Annotated in this window: 20 protein-coding genes; 2 read left to right on the top strand and 18 right to left on the bottom strand. The window is 62.0% G+C overall.

What is annotated here, in order from left to right; genetic code table 11:
• Positions 1 to 10 precede the first annotated feature (10 nt).
• The 3 genes from NKI50_RS00620 to NKI50_RS00610 all read right to left on the bottom strand — a co-directional run bounded on the left by NKI50_RS00620 (position 11) and on the right by NKI50_RS00610 (position 4,840).
• A complete protein-coding gene (locus NKI50_RS00620) occupies positions 11 to 1,930 on the bottom strand; it encodes a potassium transporter Kup (RefSeq protein ID WP_352495185.1) in 1,920 nt (639 codons plus the stop codon).
• Between the two features lie 158 nt (positions 1,931 to 2,088).
• Positions 2,089 to 4,002, bottom strand: coding sequence for a potassium transporter Kup (locus NKI50_RS00615; RefSeq protein WP_352639685.1), 1,914 nt, complete (start codon positions 4,000 to 4,002; stop codon positions 2,089 to 2,091).
• A gap of 97 nt (positions 4,003 to 4,099) precedes the next feature.
• A complete protein-coding gene (locus tag NKI50_RS00610; protein WP_023720789.1) occupies positions 4,100 to 4,840 on the bottom strand; it encodes a pyridoxine 5'-phosphate synthase in 741 nt (246 codons plus the stop codon).
• 114 nt (positions 4,841 to 4,954) lie between these two features.
• Between NKI50_RS00610 and NKI50_RS00605 the strand changes: the two genes are divergently transcribed.
• Positions 4,955 to 5,359, top strand: coding sequence for a SpoIIAA family protein (locus NKI50_RS00605; protein WP_023720790.1), 405 nt, complete (start codon positions 4,955 to 4,957; stop codon positions 5,357 to 5,359).
• A gap of 10 nt (positions 5,360 to 5,369) precedes the next feature.
• Here NKI50_RS00605 and NKI50_RS00600 read toward each other — a convergent pair whose 3' ends face one another.
• The 12 genes from NKI50_RS00600 to NKI50_RS00545 all read right to left on the bottom strand — a co-directional run bounded on the left by NKI50_RS00600 (position 5,370) and on the right by NKI50_RS00545 (position 17,680).
• Positions 5,370 to 6,497 (bottom strand): ATP-dependent DNA helicase, encoded by a 1,128-nt coding sequence (locus tag NKI50_RS00600; protein ID WP_352639689.1) that lies wholly within the window; start codon positions 6,495 to 6,497, stop codon positions 5,370 to 5,372.
• 146 nt (positions 6,498 to 6,643) lie between these two features.
• A complete protein-coding gene (locus tag NKI50_RS00595) occupies positions 6,644 to 7,009 on the bottom strand; it encodes a nitrile hydratase accessory protein (RefSeq protein WP_352483010.1) in 366 nt (121 codons plus the stop codon).
• Entirely contained in the window at positions 6,996 to 7,655 is a 660-nt protein-coding gene (gene nthB / locus NKI50_RS00590) for a nitrile hydratase subunit beta (RefSeq protein WP_352639691.1), read from the bottom strand. The genes NKI50_RS00595 and nthB overlap by 14 nt, the downstream gene beginning before the upstream one ends.
• Positions 7,652 to 8,257, bottom strand: coding sequence for a nitrile hydratase subunit alpha (gene nthA / locus NKI50_RS00585; RefSeq protein ID WP_023720794.1), 606 nt, complete (start codon positions 8,255 to 8,257; stop codon positions 7,652 to 7,654). Before nthA ends, nthB begins: the two co-directional genes overlap by 4 nt.
• Positions 8,258 to 8,313: 56 nt before the next feature.
• The gene (locus NKI50_RS00580; RefSeq protein WP_352547052.1) at positions 8,314 to 11,472 is read right to left on the bottom strand and encodes an efflux RND transporter permease subunit; all 3,159 of its coding nucleotides are present in this window, start codon (positions 11,470 to 11,472) and stop codon (positions 8,314 to 8,316) included.
• A complete protein-coding gene (locus NKI50_RS00575; protein WP_023720795.1) occupies positions 11,469 to 12,722 on the bottom strand; it encodes an efflux RND transporter periplasmic adaptor subunit in 1,254 nt (417 codons plus the stop codon). The genes NKI50_RS00580 and NKI50_RS00575 overlap by 4 nt, the downstream gene beginning before the upstream one ends.
• A gap of 168 nt (positions 12,723 to 12,890) precedes the next feature.
• Complete coding sequence (locus NKI50_RS00570) at positions 12,891 to 13,487, bottom strand: LysE family translocator (protein WP_023720796.1); 597 nt, start codon at positions 13,485 to 13,487, stop codon at positions 12,891 to 12,893.
• Positions 13,488 to 13,547: 60 nt separating this feature from the next.
• A complete protein-coding gene (gene ilvN / locus NKI50_RS00565; RefSeq protein WP_023720797.1) occupies positions 13,548 to 14,120 on the bottom strand; it encodes an acetolactate synthase small subunit in 573 nt (190 codons plus the stop codon).
• 66 nt (positions 14,121 to 14,186) lie between these two features.
• Positions 14,187 to 15,983, bottom strand: a complete 1,797-nt coding sequence (locus tag NKI50_RS00560; protein ID WP_352495182.1) for an acetolactate synthase 3 large subunit — start codon at positions 15,981 to 15,983, stop codon at positions 14,187 to 14,189.
• 231 nt (positions 15,984 to 16,214) lie between these two features.
• The gene (locus NKI50_RS00555) at positions 16,215 to 16,739 is read right to left on the bottom strand and encodes a GNAT family N-acetyltransferase (protein WP_023720799.1); all 525 of its coding nucleotides are present in this window, start codon (positions 16,737 to 16,739) and stop codon (positions 16,215 to 16,217) included.
• Positions 16,740 to 16,800: 61 nt separating this feature from the next.
• On the bottom strand, positions 16,801 to 17,109 hold the full coding sequence (locus NKI50_RS00550) for a hypothetical protein (protein ID WP_352547049.1): 309 nt from the start codon (positions 17,107 to 17,109) through the stop codon (positions 16,801 to 16,803).
• Positions 17,110 to 17,113: 4 nt separating this feature from the next.
• Positions 17,114 to 17,680 carry a helix-turn-helix domain-containing protein gene (locus NKI50_RS00545; RefSeq protein ID WP_352639693.1) on the bottom strand — a complete coding sequence of 189 codons (567 nt, stop codon included), beginning with the start codon at positions 17,678 to 17,680 and terminating at the stop codon, positions 17,114 to 17,116.
• A 151-nt stretch (positions 17,681 to 17,831) separates the two neighbouring features.
• Between NKI50_RS00545 and NKI50_RS00540 the strand changes: the two genes are divergently transcribed.
• Positions 17,832 to 19,661, top strand: coding sequence for an ATP-binding protein (locus NKI50_RS00540; protein ID WP_352639694.1), 1,830 nt, complete (start codon positions 17,832 to 17,834; stop codon positions 19,659 to 19,661).
• Positions 19,662 to 19,705: 44 nt separating this feature from the next.
• Here NKI50_RS00540 and NKI50_RS00535 read toward each other — a convergent pair whose 3' ends face one another.
• The 3 genes from NKI50_RS00535 to miaA form a co-directional block, all read right to left on the bottom strand.
• On the bottom strand, positions 19,706 to 20,092 hold the full coding sequence (locus tag NKI50_RS00535) for an ester cyclase (protein ID WP_023720803.1): 387 nt from the start codon (positions 20,090 to 20,092) through the stop codon (positions 19,706 to 19,708).
• Positions 20,093 to 20,221: 129 nt separating this feature from the next.
• Positions 20,222 to 21,016, bottom strand: a complete 795-nt coding sequence (locus tag NKI50_RS00530; RefSeq protein ID WP_023720804.1) for a GGDEF domain-containing protein — start codon at positions 21,014 to 21,016, stop codon at positions 20,222 to 20,224.
• A 104-nt stretch (positions 21,017 to 21,120) separates the two neighbouring features.
• Entirely contained in the window at positions 21,121 to 22,092 is a 972-nt protein-coding gene (gene miaA / locus NKI50_RS00525; RefSeq protein ID WP_352715048.1) for a tRNA (adenosine(37)-N6)-dimethylallyltransferase MiaA, read from the bottom strand.
• Between the last annotated feature and the right edge of the window lie 3 nt (positions 22,093 to 22,095).

Below are 22,095 nucleotides of genomic sequence, written 5' to 3'. Positions count from 1 at the left end.
GGCCGCTTGTTCAAATAGCCACCTGCGTCCCGATCTCGACGACGCGTCCGGTCGGGATCTGGAAATATTCCGTCGCATCGGCCGCCGAGCGCGCCAGGCCGATGAACAGCTTGTCCTGCCAGACCGGCATGCCGGAATTGGGCGAGGCCTTGAGCGAGCGCCGCGACAGGAAGAAGGATGTCGTCATGATATCGAACTTCCAGCCCTGCTTGCGGCAGATCGCCAGCGCACGCGGGATGTTGGGCTGCTCCATATAGCCGAAGGTCAGCGTCACCCGCATGAACAGTTCGTTGACCGTCTCCATCTTGACGCGCTCGCTGTCGGGCACAACCGGCTGCGGTGCCGTCACCACCGAAAGGATGACATTCTGCTCGTGCAGCACCTTGTAGTGCTTGAGGCTGTGCATCAGCGCGGTCGGCGCGCTCAGCGGATCGCTGGTCAGGAACACTGCGGTGCCCGACACCAGATGCGGCTTCTTCTTCAGCAGATTGCCGGCAAGGAAATCGAGCGGAATCTCGTTCCGGCGGGTCTTTTCGAACAAATAGCGGGTGCCGCGGATCCAGGTCCACATGGTCAGCACAATAACCGCGGCAATGGCAAGCGAGGACCAGCCCCCTTCAAACACCTTGACTATATTGGCTGCAAAGAAGCCGGTATCGACGAAGGCGAACACCGCCATCAGGGCGACCGCGACGCCGAGCGGCCATTTCCAGATGCGCGTCATTACAACAAAAAGCAGTATGTTCGTCACCAGCATGTTGCCGGTCACCGAAATACCGTAGGCCGAGGCCAGGCGGCTGGATTCGCCGAAGCCGACCACCAGCAACATCACCACCAGCGCCAGCATCAGGTTGATGCGCGGCAGATAGATCTGGCCCGACTGTTTTTCCGACGTGTGCTGGATGACGAAGCGCGGCAGCATATTGAGCTGCACCGCCTGTCTGGTCAGCGAAAAAGCGCCGGAGATCACCGCCTGGCTGGCGATCACGGTCGCCGCCGTCGCCAGCACGACCATCGGAATAAGCGTCCAGCCCTGGTTCATCTCGAAGAATGGATGACCGACAACGCCGCCATTTGCCAGCACGAAGGCGCCTTGCCCGACATAGTTGAGCAACAGACAAGGGAACACGATTGCCAGCCAGGCGAGCACGATCGGCTTGCGGCCGAAATGGCCGAGATCGGCATAGAGCGCCTCGGCGCCGGTAACGGCGAGGAAGACCGCACCAACCGTGACGAAGGCGACGTCGGGCGAGTTGACCAGGAACGACACGATGTAATGCGGGCTGATTGCCAGCAGAATTTCCGGATCGGCGATGATGTGGTTAATGCCGGAAAGGCCGATGGCCAGGAACCATAGCGCCGTGACTGGCCCGAACACCAATCCTACGCCGCCGGTGCCGAACCGCTGTACCGCAAACACGATCGCCAGGATGGCCAGCGTCAGCGGCACCACATAGGGTTGGAATGTCGGCGTGACGACATTCATGCCTTCGACCGCCGACAGCACCGAGATCGCCGGCGTAATGACTGCGTCGCCGAAAAAAAGCGCCGCGCCGACGATGCCGATGCCGAGGATCACCGCCGAGCGGGTCGGGAAACTGTTGCGCGCCAGCGCCATCAGCGACAGCACCCCGCCCTCGCCGCGATTGTCGGCACGAAGCACGAACATGATGTATTTGATGGTGACGGTGATCGTCAGCGACCAGATGATCAGCGAGAGTACGCCCAGGATGTCGCCACGGTTGGCGACGTTGCCACCGGCTGATGCATGCAACGCCTCTCGGAATGCATAGATCGGGCTGGTGCCGATATCGCCGTAAACCACACCGAGTGCGCCCAGCATCAGCACCTTGGTGCTGTGCTGCTCGACCTCAGAATGGCTCGATTGTTCGACAAGTTCTGCCTCGTTACCAGCATTGGTAAGGGCCATGGACGACACTCCGATAAGCGGGCGGTGCTCTACGCTTGCTGCGCTGCAATATCAAGTGCCGTCACGTAATGGCTCCGTCCCGATATTGCGAGTCCTCCACGACTTGGCAGACTCAGTCCCATCGGCAGACTACCTGGAATGTCGCAACGGACACGTTTTCAAATAGCCACCTGCGTCCCGATCTCGACCACCCGTCCGGTCGGGATTTGGAAATATTCCGTCGCATCGGCCGCCGTGCGCGCCAGGCCGATGAACAGCTTGTCCTGCCAGACCGGCATGCCGGAATTGGGCGAGGTCTTGAGCGAGCGCCGCGACAGGAAGAAGGATGTCGTCATGATGTCGAACTTCCAGCCCTGCTTGCGGCAGATCGCCAGCGCACGCGGGATGTTGGGCTGCTCCATATAGCCGAAGGTCAGCGTCACCCGCATGAACAGTTCGTTGACCGTCTCCATCTTGACGCGCTCGCTGTCGGGCACAACCGGCTGCGGTGCCGTCACCACCGAAAGGATGACATTCTGCTCGTGCAGCACCTTGTAGTGCTTGAGGCTGTGCATCAGCGCGGTCGGCGCGCTCAGCGGATCGCTGGTCAGGAACACTGCGGTGCCCGACACCAGATGCGGCTTCTTCTTCAGCAGATTGCCGGCAAGGAAATCCAGCGGAATCTCGTTCCGGCGGGTTTTGTCGAACAAATAGCGGGTGCCGCGGATCCATGTGGACATGATCAGCCCCATGGCGCAAGCGACTGTTATCGAGACCCACCCGCCTTCGAGGATCTTGACGATGTTTGCGAGGAAAAATCCGGTATCGATCGTGCCAAACAGCAGTGTGAGCGCCGCCGCCAGTGCAAGCTGCCATTTCCACCGGAACCGCATCACGACAAACAGCAGGATGGTTGTCATCAGCATTTCGCCAGTCACCGAAATGCCATAGGCGGAAGCCAGCGAACTCGAACCGCCAAAGCCGACCACCAGCAACATCACGCCCAGCGCAACCACCAGATTGACGCGCGGCATGTAGATCTGGCCGGATTGCATTTCGGACGTATGCTGCACCTCGATGCGCGGAAGCAGATTGAGCTGCACCGCCTGGCGGGTCAGCGAGAAAGCGCCGGAGATCACCGCCTGACTGGCGATCACCGTCGCTGCCGTGGCCAACCCAACCATAGGCATCAGCGCCCAATCGGGCAGCATCTGGAAGAATGGATTGGTGGGTTTGCCGCCGTTGGCCAGAACGAACGCGCCTTGTCCGAAATAGTTGAGGAGCAAACAAGGGAACACCACGGAGAACCACGCCAGCACGATCGGCCTGCGCCCGAAATGACCGAGATCGACATAGAGGGCTTCGGCCCCGGTGACCGCCAGGAACACCGCCCCGACCGTAACGAAAGCGCCGGTGGGCGTATTGGCCAGATAAGCGACCGCGTAATAGGGATTGATCGCCAGCAGGACCGACGGGTCGTCCAGCAGATGGTAGACCCCGGCGGCGCCGATCGCCAGGAACCACGCTGCCGTCACCGGTCCGAACACGGCCGCCACCCTGCCGGTGCCAAAGCGTTGCACGGCAAAAAGCATTGCCAGGATGATCAGCGTGATCGGAACCACGTAAGTTTCCAGCGTCGGGGTCACCACTTCCAGGCCTTCGACCGCCGAAAGCACGGAGATGGCCGGCGTTATAATGGCGTCGCCGAAAAACAGCGCCGCGCCGCAGAGCCCGATCCCCAGGATGAGCTTGGCTCCATTGGGATAAGCGCTGCGCGCAAGCGACATCAGCGACAGCGTGCCGCCCTCGCCCTTGTTGTCGGCTCTGAGCACAAAGGCGACGTATTTTATCGTGACGATGATCGTCAGAGCCCAGACGATAAGCGACAGCACGCCGAGGACGTCGTTGCGGGCGACCGGTCCCGACGATGCGTGCAGCGCTTCGCGAAACGCGTAAATTGGACTGGTGCCGATATCGCCGTAGACCACGCCCAGCGCGCCCAGCATCAGCACCTTGGTACTGTGCTGCTCGACTGTGGAGTGGCTGGATTGCTCGATGGGTTCTGCCTCGCTACCAGCGTTGGCAAGGGCCATGGACGACACTCCCATAGACGTGCGGTGCTCTATGCTGCGGGGATGGAAAGGACGCGCTGCCATGCCGGGAACGCACGGCCTATCGGCTCGCCTCTCTCTACCAGCCACAAGCCTTCAGAAACCGCCTGACCGTTGCGGCCATGCCATACTCCAACGCATCGGCTGTCAACCCATGTCCGATCGACACTTCGGCCAATGCCGGGATGCGCCTGGCCAGTGCCGGCAAATTGCTCACCACAAGGTCGTGCCCGGCATTGACCTGGAGCCCTGCAGCAAGTGCGGCATCCGCCGTCTTTCCCAATTTCTCCAATTCCTTCGCCGCTTTTGCCGAATCGGAATGATAGCTGCCATATGGACCCGTGTAGAGTTCGATCCGGTCGGCGCCGGTGTCGCGAGCGGCTTTCACGCCATCGGGATCCGGATCGGAAAAGAGCGATACGCGAAAGCCTCCCTTCTTCAGGCGCTTGACGACCGGTGTCAGGAACGCAGCCCCGGCGGCGAAGTTCCAGCCATGGTCGGAAGTCGCCTGCACCGGGTCGTCGGGCACCAGCGTCACCTGTTCCGGCTGATGCTTTTCCACAAGCGCCAGGAACTCCTCGGTCGGATAGCCCTCGATGTTGAATTCCGCACTCGGGAACTCGTCGTCGATCAGCGCCCTGATCTCAGGCAGATCGGAATGCCTGGTGTGCCGCTCGTCGGGTCGCGGGTGCACCGTCAGCCCATGCGCACCGGCGGCAAGGGCGATGCGTCCGAGCCCCGTCACGCTTGGCCACGGCAGGTCGCGCCGGTTGCGCAGCATGGCGATGGCATTGAGGTTGACGGAAAGCTTTGCAGGCATTTGCACGGTTCCAGGCTGATCTCGGCGCGCATCTATAGCGCCTTTAAGGGGAACAGACAGAGGGTTTCAGGTGTTCCAGGGGAATGAAGAAAATCGAGCGCAAGGAGTTTCCTGTTGAATTTTCTCGATGCCGTGCCGGCGATCCGCCGCATCGATACCGATCGCGAAGACCTCTTCGCCATCGATGTCGTCGGCCATGTCGCAGCGGCTGATGCCGAAAACCTGTTCGGATTGCTGGAGGCAGCCTACGCGCTGCACACGAAAATCGACGTGCTGGTGCGCCTGATCGATCATGAGGGTGTCGACTGGACCGACGTATCGGACGAGACGATCGAACAGGGCATAGCTCACGCGGTGGAGCATATCGGCCGCTGCGCGGCGGTCGGTGAGCCGAACTGGATAGCGGAGGCAAGAGCCTTCTTGCCAGCCTCTTTGCCTATCGAACTCCGGCATTTCGAGGCTAAGGACGAAACCGCCGCCTGGGAATGGCTTGGCGCCAGACCGATCGCCCAGCGCTGATACGGCCGCCCTATCGGACGATCGTCAGCCGTTCGGCCGCGCGCGTGATGGCGGTGTAGAGCCAACGCTGCCGGGTTTCCTTGAATGCCCAGCTTTCGTCGAAAAGCACGATCTCGTTCCACTGCGACCCCTGCGCCTTGTGCACGGTCAGCGCGTAGCCATAATCGAAATCGTCGAAGCGCTTCTTCTGCTGCCAGGGAATGTCGGTGTCCGGATCTTCGAACGCCGCCTTGAGCAGTTTGATCTTGGCGACGCCGCGATCCGGATCGTCTTCCTCCGGCGAGACCAGCAGATTGATGCCGGGCTTGACCGTCTCGCGCGACGAGGTCATCACCTTCCACAGCGAGCCGTTGAGCAACCCCTTGGCTGGATCGTTGCGCAGGCAGACCAGCTTGTCGCCGGCTTGCGGATAATCGGCGTTGAACCCCTTCAGCTCGCGCAGCCGCTGATTATAGCGACGGCGCGTGCGGTTGGTGCCGACCAGCACCTGGTCCGCCTTCAGCACCAATTCCTGGGTGACGTCTTCCTTGCCGATCACTTGCGCCGCGCCATAGTCGCCGCGCATGAACTCGCGGCCCTCGCGCACATCGAGCGCAAGCCGGATGATCGGGTTGTCGCGCGCCTGGCGATGGATTTCGGTGAGCAGAATGTCCGGCTCATGGTCGGTGAAGAAGCCGCCGCCGGAGATCGGCGGCAACTGGCCGGGATCGCCAAGCACCAGGATCGGCGTGCCGAAGCTCATCAGGTCACGGCCAAGCTGCTCGTCGACCATCGAGCATTCGTCGATGACGACGAGCTTGGCCCGCGAGATCGGGCTCTGCCGGTTGAGCGAAAAGGTCGGCGACATCGAGGTTTTGCCGGTCACCTCGTCCGCTACCGATTCCTCGCCTTTCGGCCGGTAGATCAGCGAATGGATTGTGCGGGCATTGACCGCGCCCTTGGAACGCAGCACCTGCGCCGCCTTGCCGGTAAAGGCGGCGAACTGCACCTGGCCGTCGACATGCTCGGCGAAATAGCGCGCCAGCGTCGTCTTGCCGGTGCCGGCATAGCCGAACAGCCGGAACAGCTGCGGCTTGCCGGCTTTCAACCAGCCGGCCACCGCCTTCAGCGCCTCGTCTTGTTGAGGGGAGAATTCCATCAGCGCGACAGACCGGATTCGCGAGGGAAAGACAAGGTGACTGCCGTCACCATCAACTTCATCGCCTGCAATTACGCTGCTGCGACAGGGCCAGGCTATCAGCGACGAAGAGGAACGTAAAGAGAACAACGCCGGGCGACGACAGCTTACCCAGCCCGCTGTGGATCGTTCTCCAGCAGGATCGGCTTGCCATGCGGCGTAGCATGCGCGGCCCGTTCCCAGGCAGCAGCAAGGCTGTCGACGTCGCTCCTACCGGCAACGCCTTTGGCCGAAAGCAGCTTTTCTAGCGCGGCCAGCCAGTGCTTGTAATAGTCATGACCGTCGCGCGCGGCGCCCGGCCGCTTCACCTCGGCCGACAAGGCGTCCGCCCATTCGCTCCACGAAAACAGCCCGTTGTCGTGTAGCGCCACCGTCATGGCGAAGGCCTCTGCTTGCCACGGCTGGGCGAAGACTGGCGCCTCGACACCGGCGGGCAGCGCGATGGCGACTGAGCCCGTCTCACGCCGCTTCAAGATAGCTCTCCCAGGCATCGATCGACACGACAAGTGTCGGGTCGGCGCCCTCGCCCCAGATTTCGCTGCCGGTGAAGGCCACCGTATAGACCCATTGCGGGTTTTCGCCCTGGCCGTGCGCATTGGTGTCGGGAAAAACGAAGCCGTCACGCATGGCCTCGATGACGCCTCGCTTGCCACGCGCGTAACGCGGCAGCCTGGTGTGGCCGGTCGGATGAAAGTTCTTGGTTCGCACGAGGTCGCCTGCCTTGAATCGCGGCGGGACGGCGACCGGCCGGTCGCAAGGCCCGCCCTTGGCCAGCACCGCCGAAACGTCTTGCGCCTTCAGGACCCGCTTGGGTGTCGCTGCCGGGTCGACCGCATCGCCCCTGGCCAGATCGCGGTCGCTGACGAAACCATGGCGTTTGAGTAACACCTCCAGCGCCTTGATCCAGATTTCGTAATAACTCGACGCATAGTAGTCGGCCGGGTGCAGCGATTCCCGCGCGTGCCGGCTCTCGTCGATGGTCCAGGCGCCCATGGCGCCGGCGCACAACGTCACGCCCAGCGCCCGCCTTTCCCAATCGGCATGGAAATAGGGTTCGTCCTGTTCAGGCGCGACCGGCCCGAAACCCATCTGGCCGCCGAGATCCTGCGGCCCGTTCATGCCGGTTCCCGCGCCAGCGCCGTGCCGATCATGGCATCGCGCGTCACCAGATCGGCGAGCCGTGCCTCATCCCAGCCCTCTGTGTCCCTGGGCCGCATCGGCACCACCAGATAGCGCAGCTCGGCGGTCGAATCCCACACCCGGATTGCCGTCGTCGCCGGCAAGGTCAGCCCGAATTCGTCGAGCACGCCGCGCGGATCGATCACCGCGCGCGAACGGTAGGGCGGCGCCTTGTACCAGACCGGCGGCAGGCCGAGCACCGACCATGGATAGCAGGAGCATAGCGTGCAGACGACGAGGTTGTGCGTGTCGGCCGTGTTGAACACCGCCTGCATGTGTTCGCCTTGCCGGCCGGTGTGGCCGAGCGATTCGATGGCCGCCGTCGCATCACGCTTCAGCCATGCGGCAAACCCGGGATCAACCCAGGCCTTCGCCACCACCTTTGCGCCGTTGCGCGGCCCGACCTTGGTTTCGTAGGTATCGACGATGACGTCGATCGCCGCTGGATCGATCAGCCCCTTGCGGGTGAGAATCGTCTCCAGTGCGCGCACACGCGCCGCAAAAGCATCAAGCTCGTTGTCGTGGTCGTGATTGTGCAGCATGGCATCAAATTACGATCGCGGACCTCCGGCCGCAAGCACCACGGCTTGGCCCAGTGCTATTCGGCTGCCGCCTTCTGCGGCACCGGTTCTTCCTCGTCGTCGAACAGTGACGGCTGGTCGACCGCCTCGACCGGGCTCGGCTCGCCCCGGTGCCCCGCCCATACGCTGACGAGCCAGCCGGAAAAATGTTCCATGTAGACGTAGATAACGGGCGTGACGAACAGCGTCAGTGCCTGCGAGGCGACAAGGCCGCCGACCACCGCCACGCCGAGAGGCTGGCGCAATTCCGCGCTGGCGCCGGTGCCGAGCGCGATCGGGATGGTACCCATCAGCGCGGCAAGCGTGGTCATCATGATCGGCCGGAAGCGCATAAGGCAGGCCTTGTGGATGGATTCGACAGGCGACATTCCCTCGCGCCTGAGCTCGAGCGCCACGTCGATCATCATGATGCCGTTCTTCTTGACGATGCCGATCAGCATCAGGATGCCGATCACCGCGATCACCGACAAATCCATCCCCGCCAGCCGCAGCGCCACCAGCGCGCCGAGCACCGCCGACGGAAGCCCGGTCAGGATGGTAAGCGGATGGATAAAGCTCTCATAGAGCATGCCGAGCACGATATAGATGGTCAGGATCGCGCCGCCGATCAGCAGCCCCTGGTTGGAAAGCGAATCCTGGAACGTCTTCGCCGTGCCCGAGAAGGCGGTCGAGATCGTCGGCGGCATGCCGATCTTGTCCTTCAGCGCATTGATGTGGCTCACGCTGTCGCCGAGGGCCACGCCTTGCGGCAGATTGTAGGAAATGGTCACTGCCGGAAGCTGGCCGAGCTGATTGACGGTCAAAGCGCCGGCGGTCCGATCGACACGGGCGAACGCACCGAGCGGCACCAGGCTGCCGCTGACCGTCCTTACCTTGATCGCCAGCATCCGTTCGGGCGACCACTCGATCTTCGGGTCGAGCTCCATGACCACTTTATAGCTGTCGGCCGAACCGAAGATGGTCGACACCTGCTGGGTGCCGAAACCGCCATAGAGGCTGGAGCGCAACGTGTCGGTATCGACGCCAAGCGTCGCTGCCTTGTCGCGGTCGATCACCAGCGTCGCCTGCAACGCGTTGTTCTGCAGGTCATTGGTGACATCGGTGAAGGCGCCATGATCGGCAGCCATCGCGTCCGTCAACTTTTGCGCCCAGACATTCGTCAGGCCGGTATCGAGGCCCTGCACGGCAAGCTGGTAGGCACTCGCCGAAGCGCGCGCGCCGAGCCGCAGGTTCTGCACCGGTTGCATGTAGGTTTCGATGCCGGACACATTGGCAAGCTGGCGCCGCAGATCCGCAAGCACCTTGTCGATATTGGGGCGCTGGTCCTTGTCTTTCAGCTGTACAAACAGCTGGCCTTGGTTGAGCGCATTGTTTCCACTGCCCGCCGACCAGCCGACATGCGCGACATAGGGCGAATGGGAGAAGACATCAGCCACTTGCCCCTGCAACTTGACCATGGCGTCGAAGGAGATGTCCTGGCGCGCGATGGTCGTCACCGAGACCTGGCCGATATCCTCCTGCGGGAAGAAGCCCTTCGGCGAGATCTGGATCAGCCACACCGACAGCCCGGCGGTTACCAGGAAGACAAGGAAAACCAGGAAATTGTGGCGCAGGCAGAATGTCAGCAGCCGGTCATAGCCCCGCATGAAGACGTTTTGCCTATGGTCCGCGCCGTGCGCTGCTTTCTGCTCGGCTTTCGATAACGACAACAGCCGCGAGCACAGCATCGGCGTCAGCGTCAGCGAGACGAACATCGACGCCAGGATGGCGACCGTCACCACCACCGCGAACTCGTTGAAGATGCGCCCGATCACGCCGCCCATCAAAAGCACGGGAATGAACACGGCGACCAGCGAGATCGAGATCGAGATGATGGTGAAGCCGATTTCGCGGGCGCCCTTGAGCGACGCCTCCATTGCCGAGAGCCCATCCTCCTCCATATGCCGGAAGATATTTTCCAGCATGACAATGGCGTCGTCGACGACAAGGCCGACCGCCAGCGTCAGTCCCATCAGCGAGATGTTGTCGATGGAAAAGCCGAACAGGTACATCACGCCCAGAGTGGCGATGAGCGAAATCGGCACCGCCACGGCCGGGATCACCGTCGCCGTCACCCGGCGCAGGAACAGGAAGATCACCATCACCACCAGCGCGATAGTGAGCAGGAGCGTGAACTGCACGTCGTCGACCGCCTCGCGGATCGATGTTGAGCGATCGTTGAGCAACTGGATGCTCGCAGCTGCCGGCATCTGACCCTCGAAGGAAGGCAGCATCGCCTTGACGCGGTCGACGACATCGACGGTATTGGCATCCGGCTGACGCTGCACCGCCATGATGATGGCGCGGGTGCCGTCATACCAGCTTGCCGTCGTCGTGGTCTCGACCGAATCGATGACGCGGGTCACCTCGCCGAGCCGCACCGGATGGCCGTTCTTGGTGGCGATGATGATGTTGGAGAATCCCGCCGCATTGGTCAGCTGCGTGTTCGCCGTGATGGTCAACTGCTGTTTGTTGTTCTTGAGCACGCCGAGCGGCGTGTTGCTGTTGGCCGAGGCAATGGCCGTCTGCAGCTGGTCGATCGAGATGCCGCGTGCGGCGAGCGCCGTCGGATCGATCTGGACGCGGACGGCATATTTCTGCTGGCCGTAGATCGAAACCTGCGCAACGCCGTCGATCGTCGACAGCGACGGCGAAATCACATTCTCGGCAAAGGCATCGAGATCGGTCAGCGGAATGGTGTCGCTGACCAGCGACATCAGCAGGATCGGTGCGTCGGCTGGATTGACCTTGCGATAGCTCGGCGGGCTGGTCATCTCCGGCGGCAATTGTCGTTGCGTGCGTGCGATCGCCGCCTGCACATCGGCGGCGGCTGCATCGATGTCGCGGTTGAGCACGAACTGAATGGCAATCGAGGTCGTGCCGAGCGAATTGGTCGTCGAGATCGAATCGATGCCGGCGATAGTGGCAAACTGCTTGATCAGCGGCGTTGCCACCGAGGTCGCCATGGTTTCCGGCGAGGCCCCAGGCAGCGAGGCCGAGACATTGACAACCGGAAATTCCGCGCTTGGCAGCGCCGCGACCGGCAGGAATTTGTAAGCAAATAGCCCGCCCAGAACCAAGGCGAACGACATGAGCAGCGTGGCGACGGGCCTGCGGATGCAGAATTCGGAAATCATGGCTGTGTTCCGCCCGTCCTGTCGGCCTCCGCGACCTTCGGAGTCGCCTGGTCGCCGGTACCGGTCGAGGCCTTGCCTTCGCGCACCGCCGCGCCGTTTTTCAGCTTGGTCTGGCCTTCGACGACGACACGCTCGCCGCTTTTCAATCCTTGGCTGATCGCGGTGTTGGCGCCTTCTGTCAGCGCGACCTGCACGGGCCGCATTTCAACGGTGTTGTCCGGCTTGATCACATAGACGAACGGGCCCTTCTGGCTGGGCTGGACGGCGACCGTCGGAACGGACGTCATTTGCGGCATGATGCCGGCATCGAGCACGACATTGACATATTGGCCCGGCCACAGCGAAAGATCGGTGTTGGGCACGCTGGCCCGCGTTGCGATCGTGCCGGATGCCGTGTCCACGCTGGAGTCGACAAAATCCAGCGTTCCCTTGCCGATCGGCTTCGGGCCGCCGTCCTTGGTCAGCGTCACCGCGCCTTGCTGCGGCGCCGCCAGCGCCTTGTGCAGTAAGGCAAGATCGCTTTCCGGAAGATTGAAGTTCACCTGCAGCGGGTCGACCTGCGTGATCGTCACCAGCGGCGTCGACGTGCTGCTGCCGTTGCTGGTGGTGACGAGGTCGCCGACCGCGACGCTGACCGCGCCAAGCCTGCCGGAAATCGGCGCTTTGATCGTGGCAAAGCCAAGCTGGACCTCGTCCGCATCGATCGTCGCCTTATCGGCGTCGACGGTGGCCGCGGCGGATTTCTGCGCCGCGACGGCCTGATCATAGGTCTGCTGTGTTCCGGCCTGCCTGGCGACGAGATTCTTGGCGCGCTGAAGATCGGCCGTGGCGCTGGCAAGCAGCGCCTGGTCTTTTGCGAGCGTCGCCTGATCGCGTGCCAATTGGGCCTTCAATGAGCGATCGTCCAGCGAGAACAGAAGGTCGCCGGCCTTCACCATCTGTCCGTCCTTGACCGCGATTGCGACGATCTGGCTCGAGACCCGTGCGTTGATGCTGACCACGGCGGGAGAGGACACAAAGCCGATGGCATAGCGCCGGACCGGGAAATCGGCCGTCGAGGCGGTGGCGGCAACCACCGAAGTCGAACGCGCGGCATTTGCCGCTGCAGCGGGCTTGTCCGCCGCCGCCGTCGTCTGCTTCGCCGACAGCATCTGCTGAAGACCGCTCATTGCGGTGGGCGAATGATAAAGCCACGCCGCCGCGGCAACGCAGGCTGCAGCAATCACCGCAAATACGATCTTTCCGCGCATCGACAATAGGCCTCTCGATCCGACACGCCGCTATCCGGTGGCCGCAGTCTAGCTCAACTCGCAGCCTCTTGCCGCGCTTTTGCCAGATAATAGAGGATGCCGAAGGCGAAAAAGGGCCAAAAGCCGTCATTACGAAGATTTAATGTGCAGTGCACAATAAAACGGCAGCTAACGCAGCATCGGCCACAGCGTCGCCGCAAGCATCACGCCCATGGCGATGTTGAACCATTTGAGCCGCACCGCATCAGCCAGAAAACCGCGCAGCGCCATGCCGAAACCGGCCCAAGTCGAAATGCTCGGCAGCATGACGACGGCGAAAGCGGCCGCGATCAGCACCACGGACACAAACGGGCGTTCCGGATTGGTATAGACGGCCATGGCCGTAATCGCCATCACCCAGGCCTTAGGATTGACCCACTGGAAAGCCGCAGCCTCGACGAAGCGCATCGGCTGGCCCTTCGCCTCGCCTTCGCCGCCGAGCGAGCGCGACATGGCGATCTTCCAGGCCAGATAAAGCAGGTAGAGGCCGCCGGCGATCTTCAACCCGGTATGCAGCACCGGAAAGGCCGTCAACACGGCGCCAAGCCCGAAGCCTACGGCAAGCAACAGCACGAGGAAGCCGAAGCCGATGCCGAGCATGTGTGGCACGGTCTTGACCAAGCCGAAATTCACACCCGAGGCCAAAAGCATGAAATTGTTCGGACCCGGCGTGATCGAGGTCACGAAGGCATAGACCAGCAGGGCGAAGAATGCGTCGAATGTCATGCCGTTCCCCTATTCAATGCGATCGGTGGCAAAGCGACGAGATAGAGCCAAGCTGGATGACTACATCCCTTGCGGGCCGCGGTTCATCGCCGCCACTCCGGTACGGCAGATTTCGACCAGCCCGAGCGGCTTCATGATGGCGATAAACTGATCAAGCTTGGAGCCCTTGCCGGTAATCTCGAAGATGAAATGCTCGGTGTTGGCGTCGATGACGCTGGCGCGGAATGCATCGGCGAGCCTGAGCGCCTCGACGCGGGATTCGCCGGTGCCGGCGACCTTGACCAGCGCGAGCTCCCGCTCCAATGGCCGCTCCTGTCCGAATTCCTGCGATCGCACGGTGAGATCGACGACACGATGCACCGGCACGATGCGCTCGAGCTGGTGCTTGATCTGCTCCAGCACGTGGGGCGTGCCGCGCGTCACGATGGTGATGCGCGACAGGTGCTTTTCGTGCTCGGTTTCCGAGACCGTCAGGCTCTCGATGTTGTAGCCACGTCCGGAGAACAGGCCGATGACCCGGGCAAGCACGCCCGGCTCGTTGTCGACGAGGACCGAAAGCGTGTGGTTCTCTGGTTTTTCCGTCTCCTTGGCGATGAAATAGGCGGAGCCGGTCGGTTGCAACTGTGCGTTCATGACATGAATCTCGATTTCAAACTTTTGTGCTAATCTGCTGTTTCCGCACAGCTTCCTTGAACCAGGCTACACCAGTTCCCTGCCCTTGGCGTCGATCGCGTTGGCGACAGCTTCGTCGGTCGCCTCATCAGGCAACAGCATCTCGTTATGCGCCTTGCCGGACGGGATCATCGGGAAGCAGTTGGCGAGCGTCGCCACGCGGCAATCGAACAGGACGGGCTTCTTGACCGCGATCATCTCCTTGATGGCGTCATCGAGCTCGTCCGGCTTGTCGCAGCGAATACCGTGGCCGCCATAGGCTTCGGCGAGCTTGACGAAATCCGGCATCGCCTCGGTATAGGAATGCGACAGCCGGTTGCCGTGCAGCAGCTGCTGCCATTGCCGCACCATGCCCATGTACTGGTTGTTGAGGATGAAGATCTTGATCGGCGCCTCGTGCTGTACCGCCGCGCTCATCTCCTGCATCGTCATCTGCACCGAAGCGTCGCCGGCGATATCGATGACCAGCGCATCCGGGTGCGCGATCTGCACGCCGAGCGCGGCCGGCAGGCCGTAGCCCATCGTGCCCAGCCCGCCGGAGGTCATCCAGCGGTTCGGCTTCTCGAAATGATAGTGCTGCGCCGCCCACATCTGGTGCTGGCCGACCTCGGTGGTGATGTAGGTGTCGAGGTCTTTGGTCAGCGCATAAAGCCGCTGGACGGCATATTGCGGCATGATCACCTCATGGTTCATCTTGTAGGCGAGTGAATCGCGCGCGCGCCATTTGGCGATCTGCTCCCACCACGGGTGAAGCGCCTTCTTGTCGGCCTTGGCGGTTGCCCGCCACAGTCGCACAAGATCCTCCAGCACACGGCCGACATCGCCGATGATCGGCACGTCGGTATGGACGTTCTTGTTGATCGAAGACGGGTCGATGTCGATGTGGATCTTCTTCGAATTCGGCGAAAACGCTGTCAGCCGCCCGGTGATGCGGTCGTCGAAGCGCGCGCCGATGCAGAGCATGACGTCGCAATCGTGCATCGCCATGTTCGCTTCGTAGGTGCCGTGCATGCCGAGCATGCCCATCCAGTTCTTGCCCGACGCCGGATAGGCGCCAAGGCCCATCAGCGTCGAGGTGATCGGGAAGCCGGTCAGGTCGACCAGCTCGCGCAGCAGATGGCTCGCCTCCGGGCCGGAATTGATGACGCCGCCGCCCGAATAGATGATCGGCCTCCTGGCGCCGGCCATCAGCTCGACCGCCGCCTTGATCTTCTCCAGGTCGCCCTGGACCTTCGGCTGGTAGCTGGTGCGCGGCGCCGTCTGCGGCGGGACATAGATGCCCTTGGCGAACTGAACGTCCTTAGGGATGTCGACGACGACCGGACCGGGGCGCCCTGTCGTTGCCACATGGAAGGCCTCGTGGATCGTTGCCGCGAGCTGGTTGACGTCCTTCACCAGCCAGTTGTGCTTGGTGCAGGGCCGCGTGATGCCGACCGTGTCGCACTCCTGGAACGCATCCGAGCCGATCAGCGAGGTCGGCACCTGGCCGGTCAGGCAGACCAGCGGGATCGAATCCATCAGCGCATCCTGCAATGGCGTCACCGCGTTTGTCGCGCCCGGCCCGGAGGTCACCAGCATGACGCCGGCCTTGCCGGTCGAGCGCGCATAGCCTTCCGCCGCGTGGCCAGCGCCCTGCTCGTGGCGAACGAGGATGTGCTCGACCTCGTCCTGCTGGAAGATTTCATCGTAGATTGGCAGAACCGCGCCGCCCGGATAGCCGAAAACATGCTTGACGCCATTGTCCTTCAGCGCCTGCACCACCATTTCGGCGCCAGTCATCTCGGTTCTTGGCGTTTCGCGCCGCTCATTCTGTCCACTGCTCATCGGTCTGGTCCCGTACTGTTCGCCATCGGGCGATTGCTGGTCGTTTAGTCGTGTTTCGGGCAATAAAAAAGGCCCCCGAGGGAGCCTGTGTCTTGCGCATGGGAGGTCACCGCCTGGCGGTTACACCGCCTTGCCCACGCGCTTTCCTACGAGAATGAGTGCCGTTTTCATGGTCGCGGACAATAGAATTGGTTTGATGGTGCTGTCAACGGCGAATGTGCGCGGGCAGGATCAGACTGTACCAATGCGCTTCCAGTAGATGAGGGTGCCTGTCAGCCCGCCATGCGGCTTCATCGCATAATCTGGTATTTCGCCGCCCAGCGTGAAGCCGAGCTTTTCATAGAGGCCGGAAGCCCCTTCCTCTTTTGCCGTGTCCAGCACCAACAGCGTGCGGCCTTTCTCCATGGCAACGGCTTCCGCCGCCTCCATCAGGCGGGTTGCGACGCCCTTGCCGCGATAATTGAGGCGGGTCATCAGCTTGGCGATCTCGGCCCGGTGCGGCTGGTTGGGAGGGCAGTCGAGCAGCAAGGTGACGGTGCCGACCAGAGCCTCGCCGTTCCAGGCCCCGAGCACCGCCCTTTCGCCTCTGTTGACCGCCTGAAGCGACTTGTTCCAGAAGGCTGCGGCCATCTCCGGCGCCAAGGGATGCATGAAGCTGACCGAGCCGCCGGCGGCAACCGTGCCGATCAGCAAATCGACCAGCATTTTTTTCGTTCCGGCAGTATTGCTGAGCAGGTTGATTTCTATTGAATCCATGTGGTCTCCTCTGTGTGCAACGGGAACGGCAGTGCATCGAGCGGCAGCATGGCCTGCACCGTTAGCCGAAATGACTGGTCCGCTTCCGCTTCCTGGCTCGGCGGATTTCCCCGATGCGCTCGGCGTCTTCCTCTTGCAGATGTCGCCCGCGTTCCAGCAGTTCGAGCGTGTATTCCTCATAAGTCAGGCCCAGCCGCTCGGCCTTGTCCAGCCGCATCAGCATGATCTCGCGGCTCGGCACTTTCCATGCCTGGGCATGGGCGGTCCGCCAGGCAAGAAAGATATAGGGGTCTCCCTTGCCCCAAGGCGGACCGTCGTAGTCGTCGAGCGGCGGACCGCCATTGTCGGAGCGTTTCGGACGGCGCGCCATCGTCTCAGCTCCTGGCCAATGCAACCAGATAGTCGGCGGCGTCCGGTCCCGGAGCGTGGAAGACGCAATCGGATGGCGCGCCGAGCGCCAGGCAGTCGCCGGGCTCGAGCCTGTGAACGACGTCGCCCTCGATGAATTCAAGCTGCCCGGAGATCAGCCAGATTTGTTGTCTGATGAAGGCATAGGAGGCCGCCGGGAAGCTCACCTTGGCGCCCGCCGGCAGTTGGACCCGGATCAGTTCGAGCGGCATGTCCGAAACCGGCGAAAGGTGCCGCCGCACATAACCCGTAGACGGATCGCGCCAGACCGGCTGGTCACGTTCGCGAAGCAGGCCACCGCCTTGCAACTCCGCCCTTGCGATCAAAGTGGAAAGCGTCATGCCGAACGCGGCCGCAATGCGCACAAGAAGCGCCGCCGTCGGGCTCGTCATGCCGCGCTCGATCGTGCTCAGCATGGCTTTCGAGACATCGGACTCCTCCGCCAGTTCCGCGAGAGACCAGCTGCGAGCCACCCTTTCGGCGTGTATCCTTCTGCCGATAATCGATGAGATATCGTTCGCTATATTATCCATTCATCCACTATAGCGAAATCACGCGCTCCGGCAACGGCCGTTTCGTCCAGTTTTCGCAAACCGCTTAACGTCCGCTAAACCATCCGGCCTCACCCCACCTTAACGCCGTTCGCCTAGGCTCATTGTTTGGGAAAAGGGGATCGGCCTGTCCATGCTCGTCGAACGCGAAACCTCCATTGGTGAACCGACTTTGCTGGAGCGCCGCAGGGCGGAGCAGAACGACAAGCGGATTCTGGGCAATGTCGTGCAATGCGATGGCGCGCGAGCCACCATCAGCGCCTATGCCGACGATATCGAAGGCACGGTCACCGGCCTATGGAGCGTCGGCAAGATGATCTCGATCAATCTCGGCACATCACGAACCGTCGGCCTGGTTTACGAAATCGGCAAGTCGGATCGCGCCTGGAGCAGCGAGGGCCAGAATCCGATCGAGGTCAGCATCGAATTGATCGGAGAGGTGCGCGACGGTGCCGAACCCGGCGCCAAGCCGGTGTTCGACCGTGGCATCACGACCTATCCGCATATCGGCGCCATTGCCCATCGTATCCGCAGCCGCGACCTGCAGGCCGTCTACGATCTCGCCGGGCGTCATTCGATTACCATCGGCACGCTGTCGCAGGACGAGGCCATCGACGCCAATATTGCCATCGACGATACGCTGGCGCGCCATTTCGCCATTGTCGGCACGACCGGGGTCGGCAAATCGACCGCCGTCTCGCTGCTCTTGCGCAAGTCGATCGCCGCCCGGCCCGACCTGCGCGTGCTCATCCTGGATCCACACAACGAGTTCGCCGCGTCCTTGCCCGAATATTGCTTCAGGGTCGATTCGACGACGCTCGACCTGCCTTTCTGGATGTTCAAACTCGAGGAATTCGCCGAGGTGCTGTTTCGCGGCCGCGAGACGGTGCCGGAAGAGGTCGACGCCTTGCGCGATCTCATTCCCGCGGCCAAGAACCTCTATCGCAATCCGAACACCGGCAACTACCTGCGGCGCAGCACCGACGCGCTGACCGCCGACGCGCCGGTACCCTATCGCATTGCCGACCTCATCAAGCTGGTCGACGAACGCATGGGATTGCTAGAAAGCAAGAACGATCGTCCAACCCTCAGGTCACTGAAGACACGTGTCGAATCGGCGGCATCCGATCCGCGCTACCGTTTCATGTTCAACTCGCGCCTGATCGAGGACACCATTCACGAGACGATCGGCAACATTTTCCGCGTGCCGCATCACGGCCGCCCGGTGACCTGCTTCGAAATGGCCGGTATGCCGTCCGAGGTGGTCAATTCCGTATGCTCGGTGCTGGCGCGGCTGGCGTTCGACCTGGCGTTGTGGAGCGAAGGCCGCTTGCGGCTGCTCTTCCTGTGCGAGGAAGCGCATCGCTATATGCCGGCCGATCCGCGCCTCGGTTTCGCGCCGACCCGGCACGCGCTGTCGCGCATCGCCAAGGAAGGCCGCAAATATGGCTGTTATCTCGGCGTCGTCACCCAGCGCCCGGGCGAGCTTGATCCGACCATCCTGTCGCAGTGCTCGACGTTCTTCGCCATGCGGCTCGCCAATGAGCAGGACCAGGCGATCATCCGCTCGGCGATCGCCGATTCCTCGGCTTCGACGCTGGCGTTCCTGTCTTCCATGGGGCAGCGCGAGGCCATTGCCTTCGGAGAAGGCGTGGCGACGACGATGCGGATGAAATTCGAAAAACTCTCCGAGGATTTGATCCCCGGCACGGCCAAGCGCGAGGACGCCTTGCCCTCCGAAACCGGCAACGATGTCGACCTCGTTGCGATCGTCGAACGGCTGCGCAACGTGCCTAGACCACAACAGGCAATGCCGTTCGCGGAAGTCATTGATCCGGGCCGGCAGGCCGGCGATTCCGACTATCGCAAACCGCCGGCCGTACGTACCCAGCGGGACGAGGATTTCGACTTGCGCTACGGCCTCAAGCCGGCGACCTTCGGCCTGCGTCCCCAGAACGATTGAGCCGAGCGACGTTTAGGCAGACCTCATCGGTGCGTCGGCAACCATCAAAGCTGAACTTCGATGGCTGCCTTGTCTATAACGGACCATACCTGGCGAATTTTCCCTCTCTGAAACTCATAGAATACGTTCTCGGTAAACCAAATTCTCTTCCCGCTTACATCGAGCCCAAGGAACGTTCCCCTTGGGGTGCAGTTGAAGCTTAGCCGGCTCGCTATATAAGGCGGATCGGCAACCAATAGCCGAATGTCGAAGTAAAGGTCCGGAATTTCATCGAAGTCTCTCTCCAACATTTCGAGGTACCCGGATAATCCGAGCGGCCGACCGTTGTGGATCGCTTCATCATGAACAAACTGCCCCAGATTTGGCCAATCCTGCTTGTTCAGACATGCAATATAGCCTCGGTAAAGATCGGAGAGGTCGGATTTGATCACGGCAACACCTCTATCTCCCACAAGCCTTGCAAGGCGCCGTCTCAGCTTATTTGGCGACGTCGGTCTGCGAGCACCGGAAGCACAGAAAACGGCACTAGACGGCCAGCATCACGAATTTAATGACGGGATTCAGGCGCAGACGCGGTTACGGCCTTGCCTCTTTGCCTCATAGAGCTGGCGGTCGGCGCGGCGATAGAACTCCTCGGCGGTTTCCTTGCGGTCCCAGACGGCAAGCCCGACGCTGGTGGTGATTTTCAGTCGGACATTGCCTGTCAGCACCGACATGCTGGCGATCGCCTTGCGGATGCGCTCGGCGAATTTGGATAGCAGCTCGGCGTCCATATTGGGCGTGACCACCGCGAACTCCTCGCCGCCCAGGCGCGCCACCACGTCGTGATAGCGTGTCATGTCCTTGAGACAGTTGGCGACGGCCCGCAACACCTCGTCGCCGACATCGTGGCCGTGGCTGTCGTTGACCTGCTTGAAGTGGTCGAGATCGAGGATCATCAGCCCGACTGGTTTTTCGATGCGGCGAAACTCCTCGAGATATTCTTTCAGCGCATCGTCGAAATAGCGCCGATTCTGCATGCCGGTGAGGCTGTCGGTCAGCGCCGCATGCTCCAGCGTCTCCGAGCGCGCACTGAGTGAAACTGTCATCGCGCGCAGCTTGCCTTCTTCCGTCGCCTGCTTTCGGATCAGCGGATAGATGAAGAAAATGCCGAAGAACAGCGCAGTCGCCAGCAGCACGCCGATCGCAAACAGCAGCTTGTTGAGATAGACGATTTCATCGAGTTCCGAAGGCGTATTGCTAATGTCGGCCGCCAGGGTTTGCAGGAGTCCATAGGCGTAAAGCGTCACCAGGCCGGCGGCCAGGATCACAAAAATAAAGACGAAAAACGCTGATTCCGCCTTGTGGAAATGCATCTGCTCCCCGTTGAAAAGTTCCTATCGATCTTATGGCATGCGGGAGCTTACGGACAGTTAACCTGGACAACTTCAACGCGAAATGTCCCTTCGATGTCGACTTTTCAGGTTGCGCTCGAAGGAGGGGGTGAGATCACCCAGTTGATCCCCTCACCGGGACGCAACCTGTGCCATTCCGGACCCAATTGGTGCCTGAACCAGGTCGCCTGCCGCTTTGCATATTGCCGCGTCGCGATCTTCGCACGCTCGATAGCCTCGGGAAAACTGATGGCGCCGGCCAGCGCGGCCTGAAGCTCGCGAACACCGATCGCCTTCATCGCCGGCAGGTCGGGATCGAGGCCGAGCGCCGAAAGCTGCTTCACCTCGTCCAATGCCCCTTTGTCCAGCATGCGGTCGAAGCGGGCATCGATCCGCTCCACCAGCGCCGCCCGCTCCGGCTCGATGAAGAAAAAGCGCGCGCTGCTCCTGTCGATCAACGGCTGGCCACGCGCGGCCTGCCAGTCCAGGATGGAGCGGCCCGACGCGTCGAGCACCTCCAGCGCCCGCACGATGCGCTGGCCATCCGTCGGCCTCAGCATCATGCCGGCCGCAGAATCCTCGCGCAACAGGATGCGGTGCAATCTCACAGCGCCCTGTTCTTGCAGCTCGTAGCGCCAGCGCTCGCGGATCGACTGCGGAATGTCGGGCATCTCCGAAATACCTTCCGTGAGCGCCCGGAAATAAAGCCCGGTACCGCCGACGAAAATCACTTGCCGCGCCGAAAGCGTGCCGTCGTCGATCAGCTTCATGACATCACGCAGCCAGGCGCCGGTGGAATAGGCGGTGGACGGATCGACGTGTCCATAAAGAAAGTGAGGGACGCGGGCGAGTTCGGCAGCACCCGGCCGCGCCGTCAGCACGTCGAGCACCGAATAGCCTTGCATGGAATCGGTGCTGACGATGACACCGCCATTGCGCTCGGCGAGGTCGAGTGCGAGCGCCGACTTGCCGCTGGCGGTCGGCCCGGCTATCAGGATCGCGTTCTTCACGCGGCCTTCGCCCGCCTGTCCGCTGGAATTTTCGATGCTGATCGCCACGCT

The sequence above is a fragment of the Mesorhizobium sp. M0563 genome, assembly GCF_040321065.1.
Lineage (GTDB): Bacteria > Pseudomonadota > Alphaproteobacteria > Rhizobiales > Rhizobiaceae > Mesorhizobium.
The sequence above is the reverse complement of the archived record's forward strand: the minus strand, read 5'-3'. Positions and strand labels throughout refer to the sequence as shown.

Bases quoted from the DNA above. Each gene is read 5' to 3' on its own strand.
- NKI50_RS00620 (WP_352495185.1), bottom strand. From the start codon at position 1,930: ATGGCCCTTACCAATGCTGGTAACGAGGCAGAACTTGTCGAACAATCG.
- NKI50_RS00615 (WP_352639685.1), bottom strand. From the start codon at position 4,002: ATGGCCCTTGCCAACGCTGGTAGCGAGGCAGAACCCATCGAGCAATCC.
- NKI50_RS00610 (WP_023720789.1), bottom strand. From the start codon at position 4,840: ATGCCTGCAAAGCTTTCCGTCAACCTCAATGCCATCGCCATGCTGCGC.
- NKI50_RS00600 (WP_352639689.1), bottom strand. From the start codon at position 6,497: ATGGAATTCTCCCCTCAACAAGACGAGGCGCTGAAGGCGGTGGCCGGC.
- nthB (WP_352639691.1), bottom strand. From the start codon at position 7,655: ATGAACGGGCCGCAGGATCTCGGCGGCCAGATGGGTTTCGGGCCGGTC.
- nthA (WP_023720794.1), bottom strand. From the start codon at position 8,257: ATGCTGCACAATCACGACCACGACAACGAGCTTGATGCTTTTGCGGCG.
- NKI50_RS00580 (WP_352547052.1), bottom strand. From the start codon at position 11,472: ATGATTTCCGAATTCTGCATCCGCAGGCCCGTCGCCACGCTGCTCATG.
- NKI50_RS00575 (WP_023720795.1), bottom strand. From the start codon at position 12,722: ATGCGCGGAAAGATCGTATTTGCGGTGATTGCTGCAGCCTGCGTTGCC.
- NKI50_RS00570 (WP_023720796.1), bottom strand. From the start codon at position 13,487: ATGACATTCGACGCATTCTTCGCCCTGCTGGTCTATGCCTTCGTGACC.
- ilvN (WP_023720797.1), bottom strand. From the start codon at position 14,120: ATGAACGCACAGTTGCAACCGACCGGCTCCGCCTATTTCATCGCCAAG.
- NKI50_RS00560 (WP_352495182.1), bottom strand. From the start codon at position 15,983: ATGAGCAGTGGACAGAATGAGCGGCGCGAAACGCCAAGAACCGAGATG.
- NKI50_RS00555 (WP_023720799.1), bottom strand. From the start codon at position 16,739: ATGGATTCAATAGAAATCAACCTGCTCAGCAATACTGCCGGAACGAAA.
- NKI50_RS00550 (WP_352547049.1), bottom strand. From the start codon at position 17,109: ATGGCGCGCCGTCCGAAACGCTCCGACAATGGCGGTCCGCCGCTCGAC.
- NKI50_RS00545 (WP_352639693.1), bottom strand. From the start codon at position 17,680: ATGGATAATATAGCGAACGATATCTCATCGATTATCGGCAGAAGGATA.
- NKI50_RS00540 (WP_352639694.1), top strand. From the start codon at position 17,832: ATGCTCGTCGAACGCGAAACCTCCATTGGTGAACCGACTTTGCTGGAG.
- NKI50_RS00530 (WP_023720804.1), bottom strand. From the start codon at position 21,016: ATGCATTTCCACAAGGCGGAATCAGCGTTTTTCGTCTTTATTTTTGTG.